The organism is Swaminathania salitolerans (assembly GCF_007988945.1).
Taxonomy (GTDB): Bacteria; Pseudomonadota; Alphaproteobacteria; order Acetobacterales; family Acetobacteraceae; genus Swaminathania; species Swaminathania salitolerans.
This window is the reverse complement of record NZ_BJVC01000005.1, coordinates 41,789-57,986: the sequence shown is the minus strand read 5'-3', so window position 1 is coordinate 57,986 and position 16,198 is coordinate 41,789. Positions and strand designations below refer to the sequence as shown.

Annotated in this window: 13 protein-coding genes; 8 read left to right on the top strand and 5 right to left on the bottom strand. The window is 63.3% G+C overall.

Features of this window, described 5'->3' with window-relative positions; genetic code table 11:
• Positions 1 to 168: 168 nt before the first annotated feature.
• Both SSA02_RS10295 and SSA02_RS10290 read left to right on the top strand, forming a co-directional pair.
• Positions 169 to 1,497, top strand: a complete 1,329-nt coding sequence (locus SSA02_RS10295) for an anthranilate synthase component I family protein (protein WP_147094002.1) — start codon at positions 169 to 171, stop codon at positions 1,495 to 1,497.
• The gene (locus tag SSA02_RS10290; protein ID WP_147094145.1) at positions 1,494 to 2,297 is read left to right on the top strand and encodes an aminotransferase class IV; all 804 of its coding nucleotides are present in this window, start codon (positions 1,494 to 1,496) and stop codon (positions 2,295 to 2,297) included. Before SSA02_RS10295 ends, SSA02_RS10290 begins: the two co-directional genes overlap by 4 nt.
• Positions 2,298 to 2,306: 9 nt before the next feature.
• On the opposite strand, the gene cls is transcribed toward SSA02_RS10290, so the two are convergent.
• Entirely contained in the window at positions 2,307 to 3,761 is a 1,455-nt protein-coding gene (gene cls, locus SSA02_RS10285; protein ID WP_246103845.1) for a cardiolipin synthase, read from the bottom strand.
• Positions 3,762 to 3,881: 120 nt separating this feature from the next.
• Complete coding sequence (locus SSA02_RS10280) at positions 3,882 to 4,430, bottom strand: hypothetical protein (RefSeq protein WP_147094001.1); 549 nt, start codon at positions 4,428 to 4,430, stop codon at positions 3,882 to 3,884.
• A 282-nt stretch (positions 4,431 to 4,712) separates the two neighbouring features.
• Between SSA02_RS10280 and SSA02_RS10275 the strand changes: the two genes are divergently transcribed.
• The 4 genes from SSA02_RS10275 to cyoD all read left to right on the top strand — a co-directional run bounded on the left by SSA02_RS10275 (position 4,713) and on the right by cyoD (position 8,750).
• Positions 4,713 to 5,651, top strand: coding sequence for a cytochrome ubiquinol oxidase subunit II family protein (locus tag SSA02_RS10275; protein WP_147094000.1), 939 nt, complete (start codon positions 4,713 to 4,715; stop codon positions 5,649 to 5,651).
• Positions 5,652 to 5,749: 98 nt separating this feature from the next.
• On the top strand, positions 5,750 to 7,783 hold the full coding sequence (locus tag SSA02_RS10270; protein ID WP_456316336.1) for a cbb3-type cytochrome c oxidase subunit I: 2,034 nt from the start codon (positions 5,750 to 5,752) through the stop codon (positions 7,781 to 7,783).
• A complete protein-coding gene (locus SSA02_RS10265) occupies positions 7,783 to 8,436 on the top strand; it encodes a cytochrome (ubi)quinol oxidase subunit III (RefSeq protein WP_147093998.1) in 654 nt (217 codons plus the stop codon). Before SSA02_RS10270 ends, SSA02_RS10265 begins: the two co-directional genes overlap by 1 nt.
• Positions 8,433 to 8,750 (top strand): cytochrome o ubiquinol oxidase subunit IV, encoded by a 318-nt coding sequence (cyoD, locus tag SSA02_RS10260; RefSeq protein WP_147093997.1) that lies wholly within the window; start codon positions 8,433 to 8,435, stop codon positions 8,748 to 8,750. The genes SSA02_RS10265 and cyoD overlap by 4 nt, the downstream gene beginning before the upstream one ends.
• An 88-nt stretch (positions 8,751 to 8,838) precedes the next feature.
• Here cyoD and SSA02_RS10255 read toward each other — a convergent pair whose 3' ends face one another.
• The 3 genes from SSA02_RS10255 to SSA02_RS10245 form a co-directional block, all read right to left on the bottom strand.
• Positions 8,839 to 10,962, bottom strand: coding sequence for a Hint domain-containing protein (locus tag SSA02_RS10255; RefSeq protein WP_186807763.1), 2,124 nt, complete (start codon positions 10,960 to 10,962; stop codon positions 8,839 to 8,841).
• Positions 10,963 to 11,641: 679 nt separating this feature from the next.
• The gene (locus tag SSA02_RS10250; RefSeq protein WP_147093995.1) at positions 11,642 to 12,520 is read right to left on the bottom strand and encodes an SDR family oxidoreductase; all 879 of its coding nucleotides are present in this window, start codon (positions 12,518 to 12,520) and stop codon (positions 11,642 to 11,644) included.
• A gap of 189 nt (positions 12,521 to 12,709) precedes the next feature.
• On the bottom strand, positions 12,710 to 13,543 hold the full coding sequence (locus tag SSA02_RS10245) for a GntR family transcriptional regulator (RefSeq protein ID WP_147093994.1): 834 nt from the start codon (positions 13,541 to 13,543) through the stop codon (positions 12,710 to 12,712).
• A 249-nt stretch (positions 13,544 to 13,792) separates the two neighbouring features.
• Here SSA02_RS10245 and SSA02_RS10240 point away from each other — a divergent pair, with 249 nt between their 5' ends.
• Positions 13,793 to 14,449: an aspartate/glutamate racemase family protein gene (locus SSA02_RS10240; protein ID WP_147093993.1), complete on the top strand. Its 657-nt coding sequence runs from the start codon at positions 13,793 to 13,795 to the stop codon at positions 14,447 to 14,449.
• A 259-nt stretch (positions 14,450 to 14,708) separates the two neighbouring features.
• A complete protein-coding gene (locus tag SSA02_RS10235) occupies positions 14,709 to 16,118 on the top strand; it encodes a cytosine permease (RefSeq protein WP_147093992.1) in 1,410 nt (469 codons plus the stop codon).
• The last annotated feature ends 80 nt before the right edge of the window (positions 16,119 to 16,198 follow it).

The window sequence follows — 16,198 nt, the reverse complement described above, 5'->3', positions numbered from 1 at the left end:
GGACGTGCGGCACGCTGCGCGGTAAGGGCGTTTCATGTCCCTGTCGCGTCACGCTTCCTGTCCCTTCCTGCCAACACCCTCCGGGTCAGATGGCGGGACGAACTGCGGAGCGGAGACGACGTCGCGAAGCGGCGCGGCGGCCCGTCTCCCCGCATTCCCCGTCACGTCATGACGCTCAGGGAATTCCCCTGGCGCGATCCGGATGCCTTTCTCGCCCATTATGGCGACATGCCGTGGAGTGTTCTCCTCGATAGCGGGGGCGAGCCGGGAGAACGGGCGCGCTGGTCGTTTTTCTGCTGTCATCCCTCCGCGACACTGACGGCCAGGGGGGCGATCGACAGCCTGAAGCAGGACTGGTCGGCGCTCGGCGCGCTGATGCCCCGGAAGACCGGGCCGGGACCCCTGCCCTTTTCCGGAGGGGTGATCGGCCTTGCACGCTATGAAGCCGGTCTCGCGCTCGAGGGAATCGTCTCTCGCCATCCCTCTTCGCGGCCCGGTCTCGTGGCGGCCCGTTATGACGGGGCCTTCGTGTTCGATCGTCTCGACAGACGTCTCTACTGGAGCAGCGCTTACGACGCGCCTCCACCGGTCGCCCTGCCCGGAGCCTTGCCCGGAGCCCTGCCTGGGGCCTCGCCCGGTTTTGCGCCGCCGGCACCGCCTCTGCCCCGTCTGGGCTTTTCGCCCGATCTGGGGCGCGAGGCCTATTGCCGCGCGGTGCGGGAGATCGTCTCGCGCATCGACGCGGGCGAGGTCTTCCAGGCCAATCTCACGACCCAATGGCGCGCGCGCTCCGATCCGCGTCTCTCGCCGTCCGACCTCTATCGCGGACTGCGCCGCTGCATTCCTGCCCCGTTCGGCGCCTTCGTGAACATGCCGGATGAGGCGCTGCTGAGCGCCTCGGTCGAGCGTTTCGTCTCGATGCAGGCAGATGGCACGATCGAGACCCGCCCCATCAAGGGAACGGCGCCGCTCGGCAGCTCGCCCGGCGAGGACAGGGCGATTGCTGCCGCGCTGTCGTCGGACGAGAAGGAGCGCGCCGAAAATCTCATGATCACCGATCTGATGCGGAACGATATCGGGCGCTCCGCCCGGCTCGGATCCGTTGCGGTTCCCGTCTTCTGCGCTGTCGAGAGGTTTGCCCATGTGCATCATCTGGTATCCTCGGTGACGGCGCATCTCGCTCCGGGTCTCGATGCCCTCGCCCTTCTGAAACGCTGCCTTCCCCCCGGGTCGGTCACAGGCGCGCCGAAACATCAGGCGCTCAGGGTCATCGATGGCGTCGAGGCATCGTCGCGCGGTGCCTATTGCGGCAGCCTCTTCCGGATCGGCGCGGATGGCGCGCTCGACAGCAGCGTGATCATCCGCTCCCTTTCCATGACGCGGGGAGCCCTGACCCTCGGTGTAGGAGGAGGCATCACGACCCTGTCCGATCCTGAGCGGGAATACCGGGAGATGTGCCTCAAGGCCGCGCCGTTCCTGCGGGCCTTCGGGGCATGAAGGCCTGGCTCGACGACCGGATTATCCCGGGGGAAACGGCGCAGGTCGCGGCGAGCGATCGCGGGCTCCTGCTGGGCGATGGCATTTTCGAGACCATGCGCCTCGCTGCGGGCCATGTCGCACGGCTCGAGGATCATCTCGCGCGTCTCGCCGAAGGGGCGGCACTCCTGCGGCTTCCCCTCCCCCCGAAACCGGTCCTGCGCCGCGCGGTCTGCAGGGTGATCGCCGAAAACGGCGCGTCGTCGGGTGCGCTGCGTCTCACCCTGACCCGGGGGCCGGGTCCGCGCGGGCTTCTGCCTCCGTCGGAGCCGCGCCCCACTCTTCTTGTGACCCAGACACCGCCCATGGCCGATCCGGGGCCGTGTCGCCTCATGCCCAGCCGCTATCGCCGGGATGGGAATTCGCCGCTGAGCCGCATCAAGCATCTGAACTACCTGCCGCAGATCCTTGCCCGTATCGAGGCCGGGGAGGCGGGATTCGACGATGCGCTGCTGATGAGCCAGGACGGCACGCATCTGGCCGAGGCGAGTGCCGCAAATCTGGTCGTCCTCACGCAAGACGGGCTGGTAACCCCGCCCCTTTCGGACGGCGCGCTCTGCGGTCTGGCGCGCGCGCGTCTGCTCGAGACCGGACACTGCCGGGAAGGACGTCTGGATCTGGAGGCTCTGGAATCGGCCCGCGCCGCCTGGCTCGTCAATGCCCTTGCCCTGCGCAGGGTGCAGAGCGTGGGCCGGGTTTCGCTCGATGACGCTCCGGAATGGTCTGACCGGATGCGCGAAACGCTCTATGGCGATGCCTGACCGGAGCGATCAGAGGACCGGACCGATCATGGCGAGGGCATTGTTCCATAGCCGCCGGTACCACGGCCAGGCCCGCACCTCTTCCGGCATGATCTCGACCGAGGCCGCGATATAGCGCTCCTGCCGCTCGCGGATCCGATGCGCGAAATCCCTGTCGGCAAAGAGAATATTGTTCTCGAAATTCAGGTCGAAGCTGCGACGGTCCAGATTGGCGGAGCCGATCAGTCCCATCTCGCCATCGAATACGAGGGCCTTCGTATGCAGCAGACCGTGCGGATATTCATAGATCCGCACGCCGGCATCCAGCAATTCCTCGTAATAGCTCCGGCTCGCCCCGGCGACGATCCAGGAATCGTTCCGGGCGGGTACGGTCAGGGTGGTTTTCACGCCGCGTCTGGCAGCAGCGCATAACGCTGCCTGGATCGGCTCGTCCGGGACGTAATACGGTGTGGTCACGGTCAGCTCGTTCGCGGCGGCATTCATGAGCGAGACGAAAACCTCGGGCATGGCGGCATAGCGCACGGCAGCGCTCGTGCCGATGACCTGGGCGACGAAACCACCCTCTTCGCACACAGGGGTGGCTGCAAGAATCGCGCGCAGATCCTCATCCGTATGCGCCATCCAGTTCGTTGCGAAAAGATGCTGGTTCTGCATGACGACCGGCCCTTCGAACCGGGTCATGATATCGACCCAGGGGGCAAAACGCGCCTTGATCCGGAAGGCCGGGTCCGCGCAGTTCTGACTGCCGCAATAGGTGACGCGGTTGTCGATCACCACGATCTTGCGATGGTTTCGCATATCCATCCGGCCATGAAGCGGCCAGGTCAGGATGTTTCCGAGCGGCATCGCCCGGACGAGATGCGCTCCGGCCTCTTCCATGCGGCGCCAGGCCGCGTGACGGATCAGCCGCCGGGAACCGAGATCGTCCGCCATGACACGACAGGTGACCCCTCTGGCTGCCGCACGGCAGATCGCCTCGACGATCTTCATGCCGTTCGTATCGGCAAGCCAGATATAGAAGCAGATATGCACATGCGCCGTAGCGGAATCGATATCCCTCGCCATGGCATCGATGGCGGAATCGGAATCCGCAAGGAGCGTGGCCCGGTTTCCCCCCTCGGGCGGATAACCGCTGACGGACTGGCCGACGCGAAAGAGCGGCGCCTGACGTGGCGGCAGATGGTATTTCCCCTCTGCATCGATCAGCGCATCGGAACTCTTGCCGGGAATGGGGAGGAGGTCCCGGGCGGCACGGATCCGCGCGACGAGCGCCTTGCCCATATTCGTCTCGCCAAGCGCAAGATAGGCGAGCGTTCCGAGCACGGGCAGAGCTGCGATGATCGCGACCCAGGCCACGCGCGAGGCGGGCTGACGATGCGGGCGAAGGAGCGCGCGACCGATGAAGACGACCTGAACGGCGAAACTCAGTGCGGCTCCGGCGAGGCGCCAGCCGTTCATGTCCATGATATGGGGTAACCTCCTGTCGTATCCCTCATCGCACCGCGCCGCCCCCTTGCCGGCGCATTTCCTGTCGCCAGATCGGCCCTGCCCGGTCCGGGCGGGGAGACGTGCGGGGGCGTCGGGTCAGCGCGAGGCGATCTTGTCCTGGCCATCCGGCAGAAGGCGGAAGCGAAGCCGCATGACGGATGCGCCGAGATGAGCGCCCTTCATGGTCATGTCCAGATGCAGCTTCACACCGTACTGGTTCTCGAGAACGGCAACGCCGACCCCGGAACCGATCGCCGCATCGGCCTTGACGGTCCAGTATGTGCCGTCGAACTTGTCGAGACGGGCCAGATTCTCCACCGTGCCGGTTCCGGTGACAGTGACGTAGCCGAGAGAGGCAATGCCGCCGCCACCGATCTCGAAGGCATAATCGCGCCCGTTATGCCTGAGCGTGCCCTTTCCCCATTCATAGCCGAGCCCACCCCCGACCTCCTGAAACGCGAAGGTGATGGCGGCGTCCGGACGGACATCCTTCCCGGCTGGAGTCTCGGCGGCGGAAGACCCGGACGAAGAGGGCGTGGCAGGCGGCGCGATCTGGGCCTTCGGTCTCGTTCCGGCAATTGCCGACGGCGCTGCGAGACCGACCGTCACCGAGGCGACAAACGCTGCAATAGAACGAGCGGACATGAGCATCGCCTCCTTTTTCATGAACGGTCCCGGCATCCTGACGCATCGGTCAGGCGCGAGTTGCCTGAGTGTCATCTTAACAGCGAAACCCCGCCCTGCAAACGATCCGCGCATGACGAAAAGAAAACCGTCCGGCAATCCGGCGACGGCTGCGGGCACGGGCAGGTGAGCGGGGAGATGAAAAGAGTTTTTAAGACTCCGGGCCGGGAACGAACGCGTTCGTTACGGGTTGTTCAGCAAATCCGTTTATATGCAAACTGTCTGTGATGGAAGAAGCCGGTCGTGACGCGTCTGATACGAATCCTGGCAGGTCTGAATCGTGGTCGTCCGGGCCTGCTTCTCCCTGCCCTTGTGTTTTCCGGCCTGTTCCTGACCGGATGCGATGCCGGGAATATCACCTTTCTCGATCCTGCGGGGCCGATCGCCTCGATGCAGCGTCACTGGTTCTTCCTGCTGCTCATCGGGCTTTTCGTGGTCATCCTCCCCGTTCTGATCGGGGTCCCTCTCTGTCTCTGGCGTTATCGTGCGGGCAATCGCAAGGCCGATTTCCGTCCGAACTGGGATTTCGCCCTGCCGCTCGAGTTTCTCGTCTGGGGTGTTCCGGCGGTGGTGGTGGTTCTGTTCTCGCTTCTCGTATGGGGGCCGGAGCGGCGGTTCAGCCCCGAGCGCTCCCTGACGGATGCCCCACCGCTTGCGGTCGATGTCGTCGCGCTCAACTGGAAATGGCTGTTCGTCTATCCGGATTCCGGCGTCGCCAGCCTCGATCATCTCGTCATTCCCCAGGGACGCGAGGTGGTGTTCAGGCTTACCTCGGATTCCACCATGCAATCCTTCTTCATCCCCTCCCTCGGCAGCCAGATCTACGCCATGGCGGGGATGGTGACGCATCTGCATCTGCTCGCCGATCGACCGGGACGTTTTCTGGGCGAGAACACGCAGTTCAACGGCATGGGATTCCAGAACCAGAAATTCGCCGTCGACGTGATGCCGGGCGAGGCGTTCGACCGCTGGATCGCCCGGGCGCATGAAAGCCCGCTCCGTCTCGACGCCGGGACGTATCGGATCCTGCGCAAGGAAAGCACGGGCGATGAGGCCGCGAAGGCTCTGAAGCCGGATTCGGGACAGAAAACGGCGATGCCGCAATTTGCCGGCGTTCCCGAGCATTTCTTCCGCGGGATTCTTGCCCGTTACACCGGAGCGCCGGGCCGTATCCCCGGCTGAGCCCCCTTTTACACAGCGTTCATCGCGCCCGCCTTGCGCGCGACACGGTACAGGCTTCTCGCCCCTTTTTCCCGGAGGTCAGGTTCTTGATCCATTTTCTGTTCGGCGAGCTGGGATATAATGCCTTGCCTTTCTACAGCGCGATCGCGACCGTTGCCGCCTCGGTGGTGGTGCTCGGTGCGGTCGTGGTGGTCGGCTCGATCACATGGTTGCGCGGCTGGCGCGCGCTCTGGTCCGAATGGCTGACCAGCGTCGACCACAAGCGCATCGGCATCATGTATGTCGTGGTCTCTTTCGTCATGCTCGCGCGTGCCGTCATCGAGGCCTGCGTCATGCGCTCGCAACAGGCCGTGGCGTATGACAGCCCCGGCTTCATCCCGCCCGAGCATTTTGCGCAGCTCTTCACCACCCATGGCACGATCATGATCTTCTTCATGGCCATGCCCTTCCTGATCGGCATCTACAATTTCGCCATGCCGTTGCAGCTGGGTGCGCGCGACGTGTCCTTTCCGGTCATGAACTCGATCAGCCTCGGCCTGACCAGTGCGGGCGCCGTCCTGATGATGATCTCCCTTTGTCTGGGCAAGTTCTCGACGGGCGGATGGACGGGCTATCCGCCTTATACGGAGCTCTCCTTCAGTCCGGGTGTCGGGGTCGATTACTGGATCTGGGCCCTGACGCTCAGCTCGCTCGGCAACACCATGACCGGGATCAATTTCGCCGTCACGATCTACAAGAAACGGGCACCGGGCATGACCCTGTTCAGGATGCCCCTCTTCTGCTGGACGGCGCTGTGCATCTCCATCCTGATGATCTTCGCGATGCCGCCCCTGACCGTCGCGACACTGATGCTGGCCATGGACCGGTATCTCGACATGCATTTCTTCACGAATGCGCTCGGCGGCAACATGATGAACTACGTCAACATGTTCTGGCTGTTCGGCCATCCGGAAGTCTATATCCTCATCCTTCCCGCCTTCGGCGTCTATTCCGAGACGATCGCCACGTTCTCGAACAAGCGGCTTTACGGCTATACCTCACTTGTATGGGCCACGGTCTCGATCGCGGTTCTTTCCTTCACGGTCTGGCTCCACCATTTCTTCACCATGGGCCAGGACGGCAGCGTCAACGCGGTTTTCGGAATCGCGACGATGCTCATCGCCATCCCGACCGGGGTGAAGGTCTATGACTGGCTTCTGACCATGTTCCGCGGGCGTATCCGGCTTTCCGTGCCGATGCTCTATGCCAGCGCGTTCATGATCCTGTTCGTCGTCGGCGGTGCCACGGGCGTGATGCTCGCCAATCCCGGCTTCGACTATCAGGTTCACAACACGCTGTTTCTCGTCGCCCATTTCCACAACATGCTGATCCCCGGATTGCTGTTCGGCATGTTGAGCGCCTATCACTACTGGTTCCCCAAGGCGTTCGGCTTCCGCCTGAACGAGGTCTGGGGACGGATCATCTTCGCATGCTGGACCGGCGGCTTCCTGCTCGCCTTCATGCCGCTCTATATCGTGGGGGCGCTCGGAATGCCGAGACGCAGCCAGGAATTCTTCGAGGCGGTCTATCAGCCCTATATGTATGTCGCCCTGGCGGGTGCCGCCCTGGTCTTCTGCGCACTGGCGAGCATGGCGATCCAGCTCTGGACGAGCATCAGGAACCGCGATTCCCTTCGGGTCTTCGCGGGCGATCCCTGGAACGGGCGCACGCTGGAATGGTCGATCGCAGCCCCGCCGCCGGAATACAACTTCGCACGCATCCCCAAGGTCGACAGTGTCGATGCCTTCTATCAGGCCAAGCAGCAGCGTACGGCCTGGCGGGCTCCGGACGAGTATTTCGATATTCCGCTCCCGGCCAATTCGCCGGTCGGTTTCCTGTGCTGCGTCTCCGGCGGTGCCTTCGGCTTCGCCCTGACCTGGCATATCTGGTGGGCGGTCGTCGTCTCGGCCCTGGTCTTTTTCGGCTCGATCGTCCTGCGCAGCTTCAACCGCGACACGATGCGTATCGTACCGTCCGGAGAAGTGCAGGAAACCGAGGAAAACTGGCTGCTCGCCCTGAGCGAGACACCCCCTGTGGCGAACGAAGCCATGTTTACGACCGCCAATCGCGGTCTGGTCCGGGAGCCGGTCTGATGGCCTACACAGTCGAGGGCAAGGGCCCGAGCCATATCGGCATTCGCATGAGCAACGATGCCCCTCCGAGCCACAAGGAGGAGGCACGCGCCCAGGCCGAGGAAGCCCTGTTCGGCTTCTGGGTGTTCCTGATGAGCGATCTCATCATCTTCTCGATGCTGTTCGCGACCTATGCGACGATGACCCACGCGCTGGCGGGAGGACCGGGACCGAAGCAGCTTTTCGACATACACAGCGCCGCGCTCGAGACGATCGCCTTGCTGCTCAGCAGTTTCACCTGCGGTCTGGCGACGCTCTACATGCGCTATGACGGGTCGGTGAAGAAGACCCTTCTGTGGTTCGTCGTGACCCTGCTTCTCGGCGCGGTGTTTCTCTCGCTCGAGCTGCACGATTTCATCGCGATGGCTGCAAAGGGGGGTGTCCCCTCGCGCTCCGGATGGCTCTCGGCGAGCTGGGCGCTGATCGGAACCCATGGGCTTCATGTCACGACAGGATGTATCTGGCTTCTGATCATGTTCGCACAGGTTGCGAAATTCGGCCTCGATCCTCTCGTGCAGACGCGGTTCATGCGTCTGGCTCTTTTCTGGCATTTTCTGGATGTCGTCTGGATCGGGATCTTCTCGATCGTCTATCTGCTCGGAGTGATCTCATGAGTGCCGATCCCCGCAGGGAGCGCCGTCAGGAGCTCCACGGCTATATCGCCGGGCTCTGTCTTGCCCTGATCCTCTCCGCCATACCGTTTGCGGCCGTCATGACCGGCGCCCTCCCCCGGGCCGGAATCGTCTGGACCATCGCGATCGCAGCACTCTGTCAGGTCATGGTGCATTTCCGCCTCTTCCTGCATATCGATCTGTCCCGGTCGCATCGCGACGACCTTCAGCTCATCCTGTTCTCTCTGCTGATCGTGGTGCTCATGGTCGGCGGGACACTCTGGGTTCTTGGAAACCAGAGGGCGATGATGGGCTGATGATGGGCTGAACGTCCAGCCTTCCCGCCATGAGCTGTTCATCCCCCGGGGCGCCTGCTCCCCCGGGGGGCGCGCCCCCGGCGCCCGCTCAGGCCGTCGCGCGGGCGGGATAGGGGCCGGCCGCGAGGATCTCGATCGCGAGCAGGCCGGGGCCGGTCTCTGCATATGGCCCAAGCGCGAGGGTGGCATGGCCCGTCGTCCAGCGCATCGTGCCGCAATCGAGCGCCTCCCACCCCTCGAGATCGCCCCCCTCCAGATGGGCGTTCACAGGATGGGTGCCGCGCGCGGCAAAAAGCGTCATCCGTCCGACGAGCACGCCGAGATGCCGCCGATCGTCGAGAAACGGCCCTTCGACATCGCAGGGTCGCATGGTTCGCGAGGCGAGATAGACACGCCGCGTTCCTTCGGGAATCTCGAAAATCCGCTCATGTTCCGTCCTGCGACGGATATCGAGGCGCGTTCCGTCCTCCGTCACGAGATGCAGGTCGGGATCGGTCTCCACCTCCGGCGCTTCCGACGGAACCGACAGGCCGGGACGAATATCCCGTCTGCGATAGCGCGCCCGTATGGCGTCATGAACCGGCTTGACGAAGTCCCGCCCGATCCTCAGCGGTGCGGCGCCGTGAACGGGCCAGCTCCGATGCACTGCCACGCCCGTGCCGGCCGCCTCGTCCTCGAGCCTGGCCATCTCGTCCCGGCGGAGCGCCGTCACCGTATCGAGATAACTCTCCGTCAGGGCGTTGTTGGCCCGGATGATCCCGTGCCGGGCAAGTTCGACATGATAGTAGTCGTAATGCGTCCGGTCGCGGAGATAACGGATGTTCAGACCGTTGACGAGCATTCTGACGGGGATGAATGCCCCTTCCAGCAGGAAGCAATGCTCTGCCGTCACCAGAAGATCGGTGCATGGCACCGAGGGGCCGAAACTATGGGCCGAAACGAGCACGGGATAGCCTGCGCGATCGTCCTCAAAAGCGGAATCGACCTCCGCTCTGGCCTTGAGAAGCCGTGTGACCGGCTCCGGGCGGGCCACACCGTCGCGATAGACCATGATGAGCTGGCCGATTTCGAGCGCCTCTACCGGGCATTCGCCGTCCGGCGTCTCGATCATGGCCCCGGCGAGGAAACACGCCTTGGCCGAACCGCCTGCGATGGTGAGCGAACCGCCCGACGTCACGACGGGATTGACGACCGTGGCGCCGCTGCTGATGGTCACGGGCGCGCCATTCTGGATCTGCGGGTCGATCAGGGTCGCGCCGTCCCGTACCGAGACGCTGTCGGCGCCATAACCGCTATTGAAGAACATGTCGCCGATCGAGCTGGCCCCGGCGCTATAGACGATGGGATTGGAGTTGAACGCATTCCCGGTGGTGACGCCGCCGCCATTCACATAGACATAACCGTTATTGATCTGCGACTCAGCGAGCGTGCCGCCGCTGAGAACGGAAACCGTCGGATAACCGCCGAGACCGAGCACCCCGGATGCCACGGCGCCGCTGGTGACGATCAGCGTGCCGCCGCTCATGCGGATCGGCGCGTTGACCGTGCTGGTATTGGCATTGTTCACATAGACCGTCCGGTCGCCGCTCAGCACCGCGGACCATGTGCCGGTCAGGACCGTCACATTATCGACCGGCAGCTCCGGCCCGGACAGAACCGGATTGCCATAGACGGTATTGACGACCGCCGAACCGCCGGGCTCGACGATCAGCCCGGAGATTACGGATCCGGAGTTGAAGCGCACCGAGCCGCCGGCGGAGACCGTGACACCGCTGACCGTCGCACCCGCATTGAACACCATCGGTCCGCCCGAGGAGGTCGTCGCATCGATGACGACGGCTCCCGAGTTGAACGTGGCCGTATCGGCCCCGAGCCCGGATGCGAAGAACAGATCTCCATGGGATTCGGCGCCGCTGTAATAGGTGACCGGTACCGAAATGAGCGTATTCTCCGCCGTCGTCGCGCCGCCGAGCGCCGAGACATATCCGTTGATGACGGTGGCGCTCAGCAGGGTGCCGCCGGAGGTCACGCTGATGGTGGGTGTATTGCCGGAATTGGTGACACCGGACGCCGTGGCGCCGCTCATGATCCGCAATGTCGCGCCGCCCACGAGCCGAACCGGTCCATCGACGATCGCCTGACCGCTCACATAGACTGTAACTCCGTCCGTATTTCTGACAGCGGACCAGATGCCCGTGATATCGGTTGCCATCGCTCCAGTTCCAGCGCTGGGCGGGTCGCCGCACGTCCTGTTCGTGCTCGCCCCTGTCCGGCTCGAAATCCGCAGGGCAGCACACGTCATCCATCCGTCAAAAAGGACTGGACGATCGTGAACGGTCGTGTCGGCGCGATGCCGCCATGTTGAGAAGACGCGATGTCCTGCCTTGTCGTCAAAAAGGGGACAATCACGGTATAACTGAACTGTAAGTCGGGACTGTTAAAACGGGAAGTATTTAATTAACGTTCAAATACGTCAAATCGTTAATGCTCCATAACAGCCGATTGCCAATTTGGACTTGCGGAGTATCTTTATGGTATATTCCATGTTCTGGGATATACAGTCTTTCATGTCCGGCAATTTCCGGCCCGCTTACCACAATGTGGGCATCCGGTACCTGTCGTCACTCAGCCGCTTTTCCGGAAACCGGAAAGAACAATACGCCTCTCTTCTGGGGCTTTAATATGACCGGCATGGTAATTCGCGCGCAATATCGCGCATGACTTGTCGCATCCCCGTAGATGGCCTCTTTGCCGGTCGCGTGACGCAACGACGCGGATGCCGCCGCCAGCGTGCTTCGGGCGGCATGGAACAGGGAACACAGGGCATGGGCGGATCGGACGAAGCCGGACGGGCCGCGATCATGCCCGTCCGGTTCGAAGCGCCCTGCGGCTCAGAGCTGGGGCATGCCTCCATGCACGGGCAACAGAGCCCCCGTCGTGAAGCTGTTATTCGGATCGGCGAGATAGACATAGGCCCCCGCCAGCTCCGCGGGCTGTCCCGGGCGCCCCATGGGCGCCTGCGCGCCGAAGCTCTCATGCTGTTCGGGCGGCATTCCGGTCGCGATGAAGGGCGTCCAGATCGGTCCCGGGAGGACGGAATTGACCCGGATACCCTGTTTCACCAGGCTCCCGGCGAGACCGACCGTGAAATTCGCGATCGCTGCCTTGGTCATGGAATAGGGGATCAGGATCGGCATCGGCGTCTTCGTGTTCACCGAGGATGTGTTGATGATCGAGGCCCCGGGCTTCAGATGGGGAAGTGCCGCTTTCGTCAGATAGAACATGCCATGCACATTCGTATCGAAGTGACGACGCCATTCCTCGTCCTCGATCTCCAGAAAATTCTCGCGCGGATGCTGGAAGGCCGCATTATTGACGAGAATGTCCAGATGGCCGAAGCGGGCCAGGGTTTCCGAAACGAGGGACTCGCAGACCGGTTTCTCGCGGATATCGCCGGGGAGCAACAGGCAGGCACGTCCGGTCTTCTCTACCGAAGCGGCAACGTTTTTCGCATCGGTTTCCTCTTCAGGGAGGTAGGACAGGGCAATATCGGCGCCTTCCTTCGCATAGGCGATGGCGACGGCGCGGCCGATTCCGGAATCGCCTCCGGTGATCAGGGCGACGAGCCCTTCGAGCCGGTTACTGCCGCGATAGCTCTGCTCGCCATAATCGGGTTCCGGCTTCATCTCGGCCGAAAGACCGGGGAAAGCCTGGGGCTGGGTCTCGAAAGGAGCGGCCGGATAACGGGTGCGTGGGTCGATGAGGGGCATGACATCTCTCGCTGCTGGGGTTTGACGGCCAACGACAGCAGGACTGCAGAGTTCGGGGATTATATTCTGCCATCTGCGAGGAAACTCCCGGCCCTCCGGGCGATACTGCGTGGGCCTCGCACGCAGGACGACCCGACGGCCGCATTCCATCAGGGAGGACTATGACGAGGCAGGAGCAGTCATGCGGGGCTACGGTGCGCCGGACCCGCTTCTGGCCTCGCTGCTGGTTTCGCCCCCGGTTTCGCTCCCGGTTTCGCTCCCGGTTTCACTCAGTGCGAGCAGGGCCGAGAGCGGCGTTTTGGTCACAGGGGGACGATCGAAATCGAGATTCTGCTCGATCTCGAGCAGATGGCGCGTCATGAGCCGTACGGCCTCGCCCCGGGCCTGCCGCGTGAGCGCCATCAGGATCTGCTCATGGTCCGAGGGCAGGCAGCATGTCGCCTTCTCGCGCTCATAGGAGGCGATGACGAGCGAGCTGCGCAATATGAGCCCCTGAAGCATTCCGGCGAGGACGTCGTTACCCAGGGCCTGGGCGAGGACGACATGAAACTGGCCCGAAAGCCTGATCATCTCGATACGCGCACGCCCGGCATGGCTTTGACGCTCCCGGTTCTCATGTTCCCGGTTCTGGCGCTCTTTTTGCAGCAGGGAGGCCAGCGCCTCATGCGCCTTCTCATCGAGCGGGCGGCAGGGCCGCTCGAGAAGCCCGATCTCGAGCACGCGACGGGCCACGAGCACATCGCGTGCCTGAGCGGGTGTCGGACGTGCAACGAAGGCACCGCGCCCCGGCAGGAGATCCACGGCATGTTCGCGCGAAAGCGCCAGAAGCACCCGTCTTATGCGCGCGCGCGTGGTCGCGAATGCCTCGGCGAGATGCATCTCGGCAAGCTTGCTGCCCGGCGCGAGAGTCCGGTCGAATATCGCATCGCGTATGCGCCGCGCGATGGCTGCTTCGGACGGGACGAGATCGGACACGGAGCCGGACAGAAAGCCGGATACGGGGCTGGATACGGGGCTGGCCATAATCGGGTCTTCGACAGGATCCGGGATCATGATCACGATATGCACGAGGCGCGTCGCGCAAGGCAATGCCGCGCTGGCGCCGATCGCCCGGGCCTGCCGTCCTCGCCTTCCCCTTCTGCTCTTCCCCGGGCACGCAGCTGAACACGATCCTGTTCCGGATTGTTGACGATCATTGTAAACAATCCTCCTGTTCCTGGAGATGTCGTTCTGCTTCGACATCGATCCTGTGCCATTTCCGGAAGGTCTCGCATGACGCGCATTCTCGTCTTCAATCCCAATACGAATGACAGCATCACGGAGGAGCTCGTCCGGTCGGCATGTGCAGCTCTGCCGGGAGCCCATATCGACGGGCTTACGGCACCATCGGGTGCGCGATACATCGCCTGCGCCGAAACGTTGAACCGTGCCGCGGAAGTGACCGTCACCACGCTGACAGCCGAGCGGGTCCGGCATTATGACAGGATCGTTCTCGCCTGTTTCGGAGATCCCGGCCTGATGTCGCTCAGACGCCGGATTGCCACGCCCGTAACGGCCATGGCCGAATCCTCCATGGCATTCTGCCTCACGCACGGCGAAAGATTCGCGATCGTGACCGGCGGCCAGGCCTGGTCGCCGCTCATACGGGATCTCGCCGACGGAAGCGGTTACGAGAAAAGCCTGGTCGACATACGCACCATAGATCGCTTCGGCGAAGAGGCGCGGACCAACCGGGAGGAAACGCTCCGCGCGCTCGAAACAGCCGTAAGGGACATTGCCGAACGACACGGCCCGATACCGGTTCTTCTGGGGGGCACGGGTCTGGCCCCGTTCCATAGCTCACTGGCCGAACGGGTCGATGTGCCGGTCTTCTGCTCATGGCAGAGCACGCTGCACGCCGTGAGCATCGCTTCGGATTGTAAACAATAAGGATTGACACGACCGCCTTGCGGATAGTTTCCTGAATGGAATGTTCCCCGGTCGCATGCATACGGGGAGTCCCCCGCAGGTACGGAGTACGGACCATGCAGCCAGGATTCGGACAGGCAACGACGCCCGCCAGAGCGCACGCAACCTTCGCGAGGTGCGCGGATATGAAATGCCCGGGCATGACGTGCTCGGATATGAGGCGATCGCGCAGCACTGTCGCCCGGACGGACCATCGCTGTCGTTGCGGAGCGCATAGGGCATGAGACCGCATGCCCACGCCGGAAACCGGGACGAACTCGCCCCCGTCTCGCAAAAGGACTGGGGGTGGTACGATTTCCTGTCCTACTGGATGACCGACGTGCATAGTATCGGCGGTTATGTCATGGCCGGATCGCTTTTCGCTCTGGGCCTACCGGCAGGACAGGTCTTCCTCGCTCTGGTTGCCGGGAGCCTGCTGGTCTGTGTTTTCGCAACGCTCGTCGCCGTGCCGAGCCAGAAACAGGGCGTGCCTTTCGCTCTCGTGATCCGCAATGCCTTCGGTCCGGCTGCCGGACGCGTACCGGCCGCGCTGCGGGCACTGATCGCCATGTCCTGGTACGGCATTCAGACCTGGCTCGCTTCGAACGCCGTCTGCATCCTGCTGGCGCGGCTCGTTCCATCCCTTTCTCCCTTCACCAGAGAGAACATCTACGGCTTTCTGGGGCTTTCCGTTCTCGGCTGGGTCTGTTTTCTCTCGCTCTGGGCCATACAGCTGATGATCTTCCGGCGCGGCGTCGAGACGATACGGCGTTTCTTCGACCTCGCCGGTCCCGCCATATACGGGGTGATGATGGTCCTGCTGGCCTATCTCTTCTGGTGCAATCACTGGCGCTGGCCCGGCCTCGGCTTCGGCGCGGGCGCCGGTCATGAAGGCAGCCATCCGCTGCTCTGGGCGAATGCGACCGCGCTGGTGGTCTCCTATTTCTCCGGCCCGATGCTCAATTTCGGCGACTATGCGCGCAAGGGGCGCTCGGTCGGTCAGGTGGCACTGGGCAATTTTCTGGGGCTTCCTCTCAATTTCCTGTTCTTTGCGGCCCTGTGTGTCGCCACCACCGCCCTGACCGTTCCGCTTTTCGGATCGGCACTCAACGATCCGGTGGAGATCATCAGCCGGATCGGCAATACCGAGATCGTCGCCATTGCTATTCTCACTTTTCTCGTGGCGGCGGCGGGAATCAACATCGCGGCCAATCTCGTCTCGGGTGTGCTCGATCTTTGCGTTCTCGCACCCGGAAAGATCGGGTGGAGGGGCGCCGGCTGGATCTTCAGCCTGGGATCGATCGCGATCATGCCCTGGCGGCTCTACAACAACCCGGCGCACATGCACATGACGCTCGATCTGCTGGCTGCCGTCATCGGGCCTATCTTCGGTATTCTCGTGGCCGAAAGCTATGCCGTGCGTCGCGACTGTGTCGGCCAACGCAAAAGCGGCGTGCCGGCCCTGCTTGCCATGTGTCTGGCCGCTCTTGCGGCGCTTGCGCCCGGTTTCGTGCCGGGATGCGAGGCACTGGGCAATTTCTCTTGGTTCGTGGGGGCGCTCTGCGGCTTCGCGCTCTATGTGGTGTTCGCCTATCCCCGGCGTATGCATCCTGCGCCGCAGACTCTGGCTCTCACCCCGGTCGAGGAATGATGCTGCCCATCGTCCGGCTTCCCTGACCGGACGACAGGCCGGAACCGGCGCAGGCGAGCCCCTCCCCGGGCTGCTCCGGC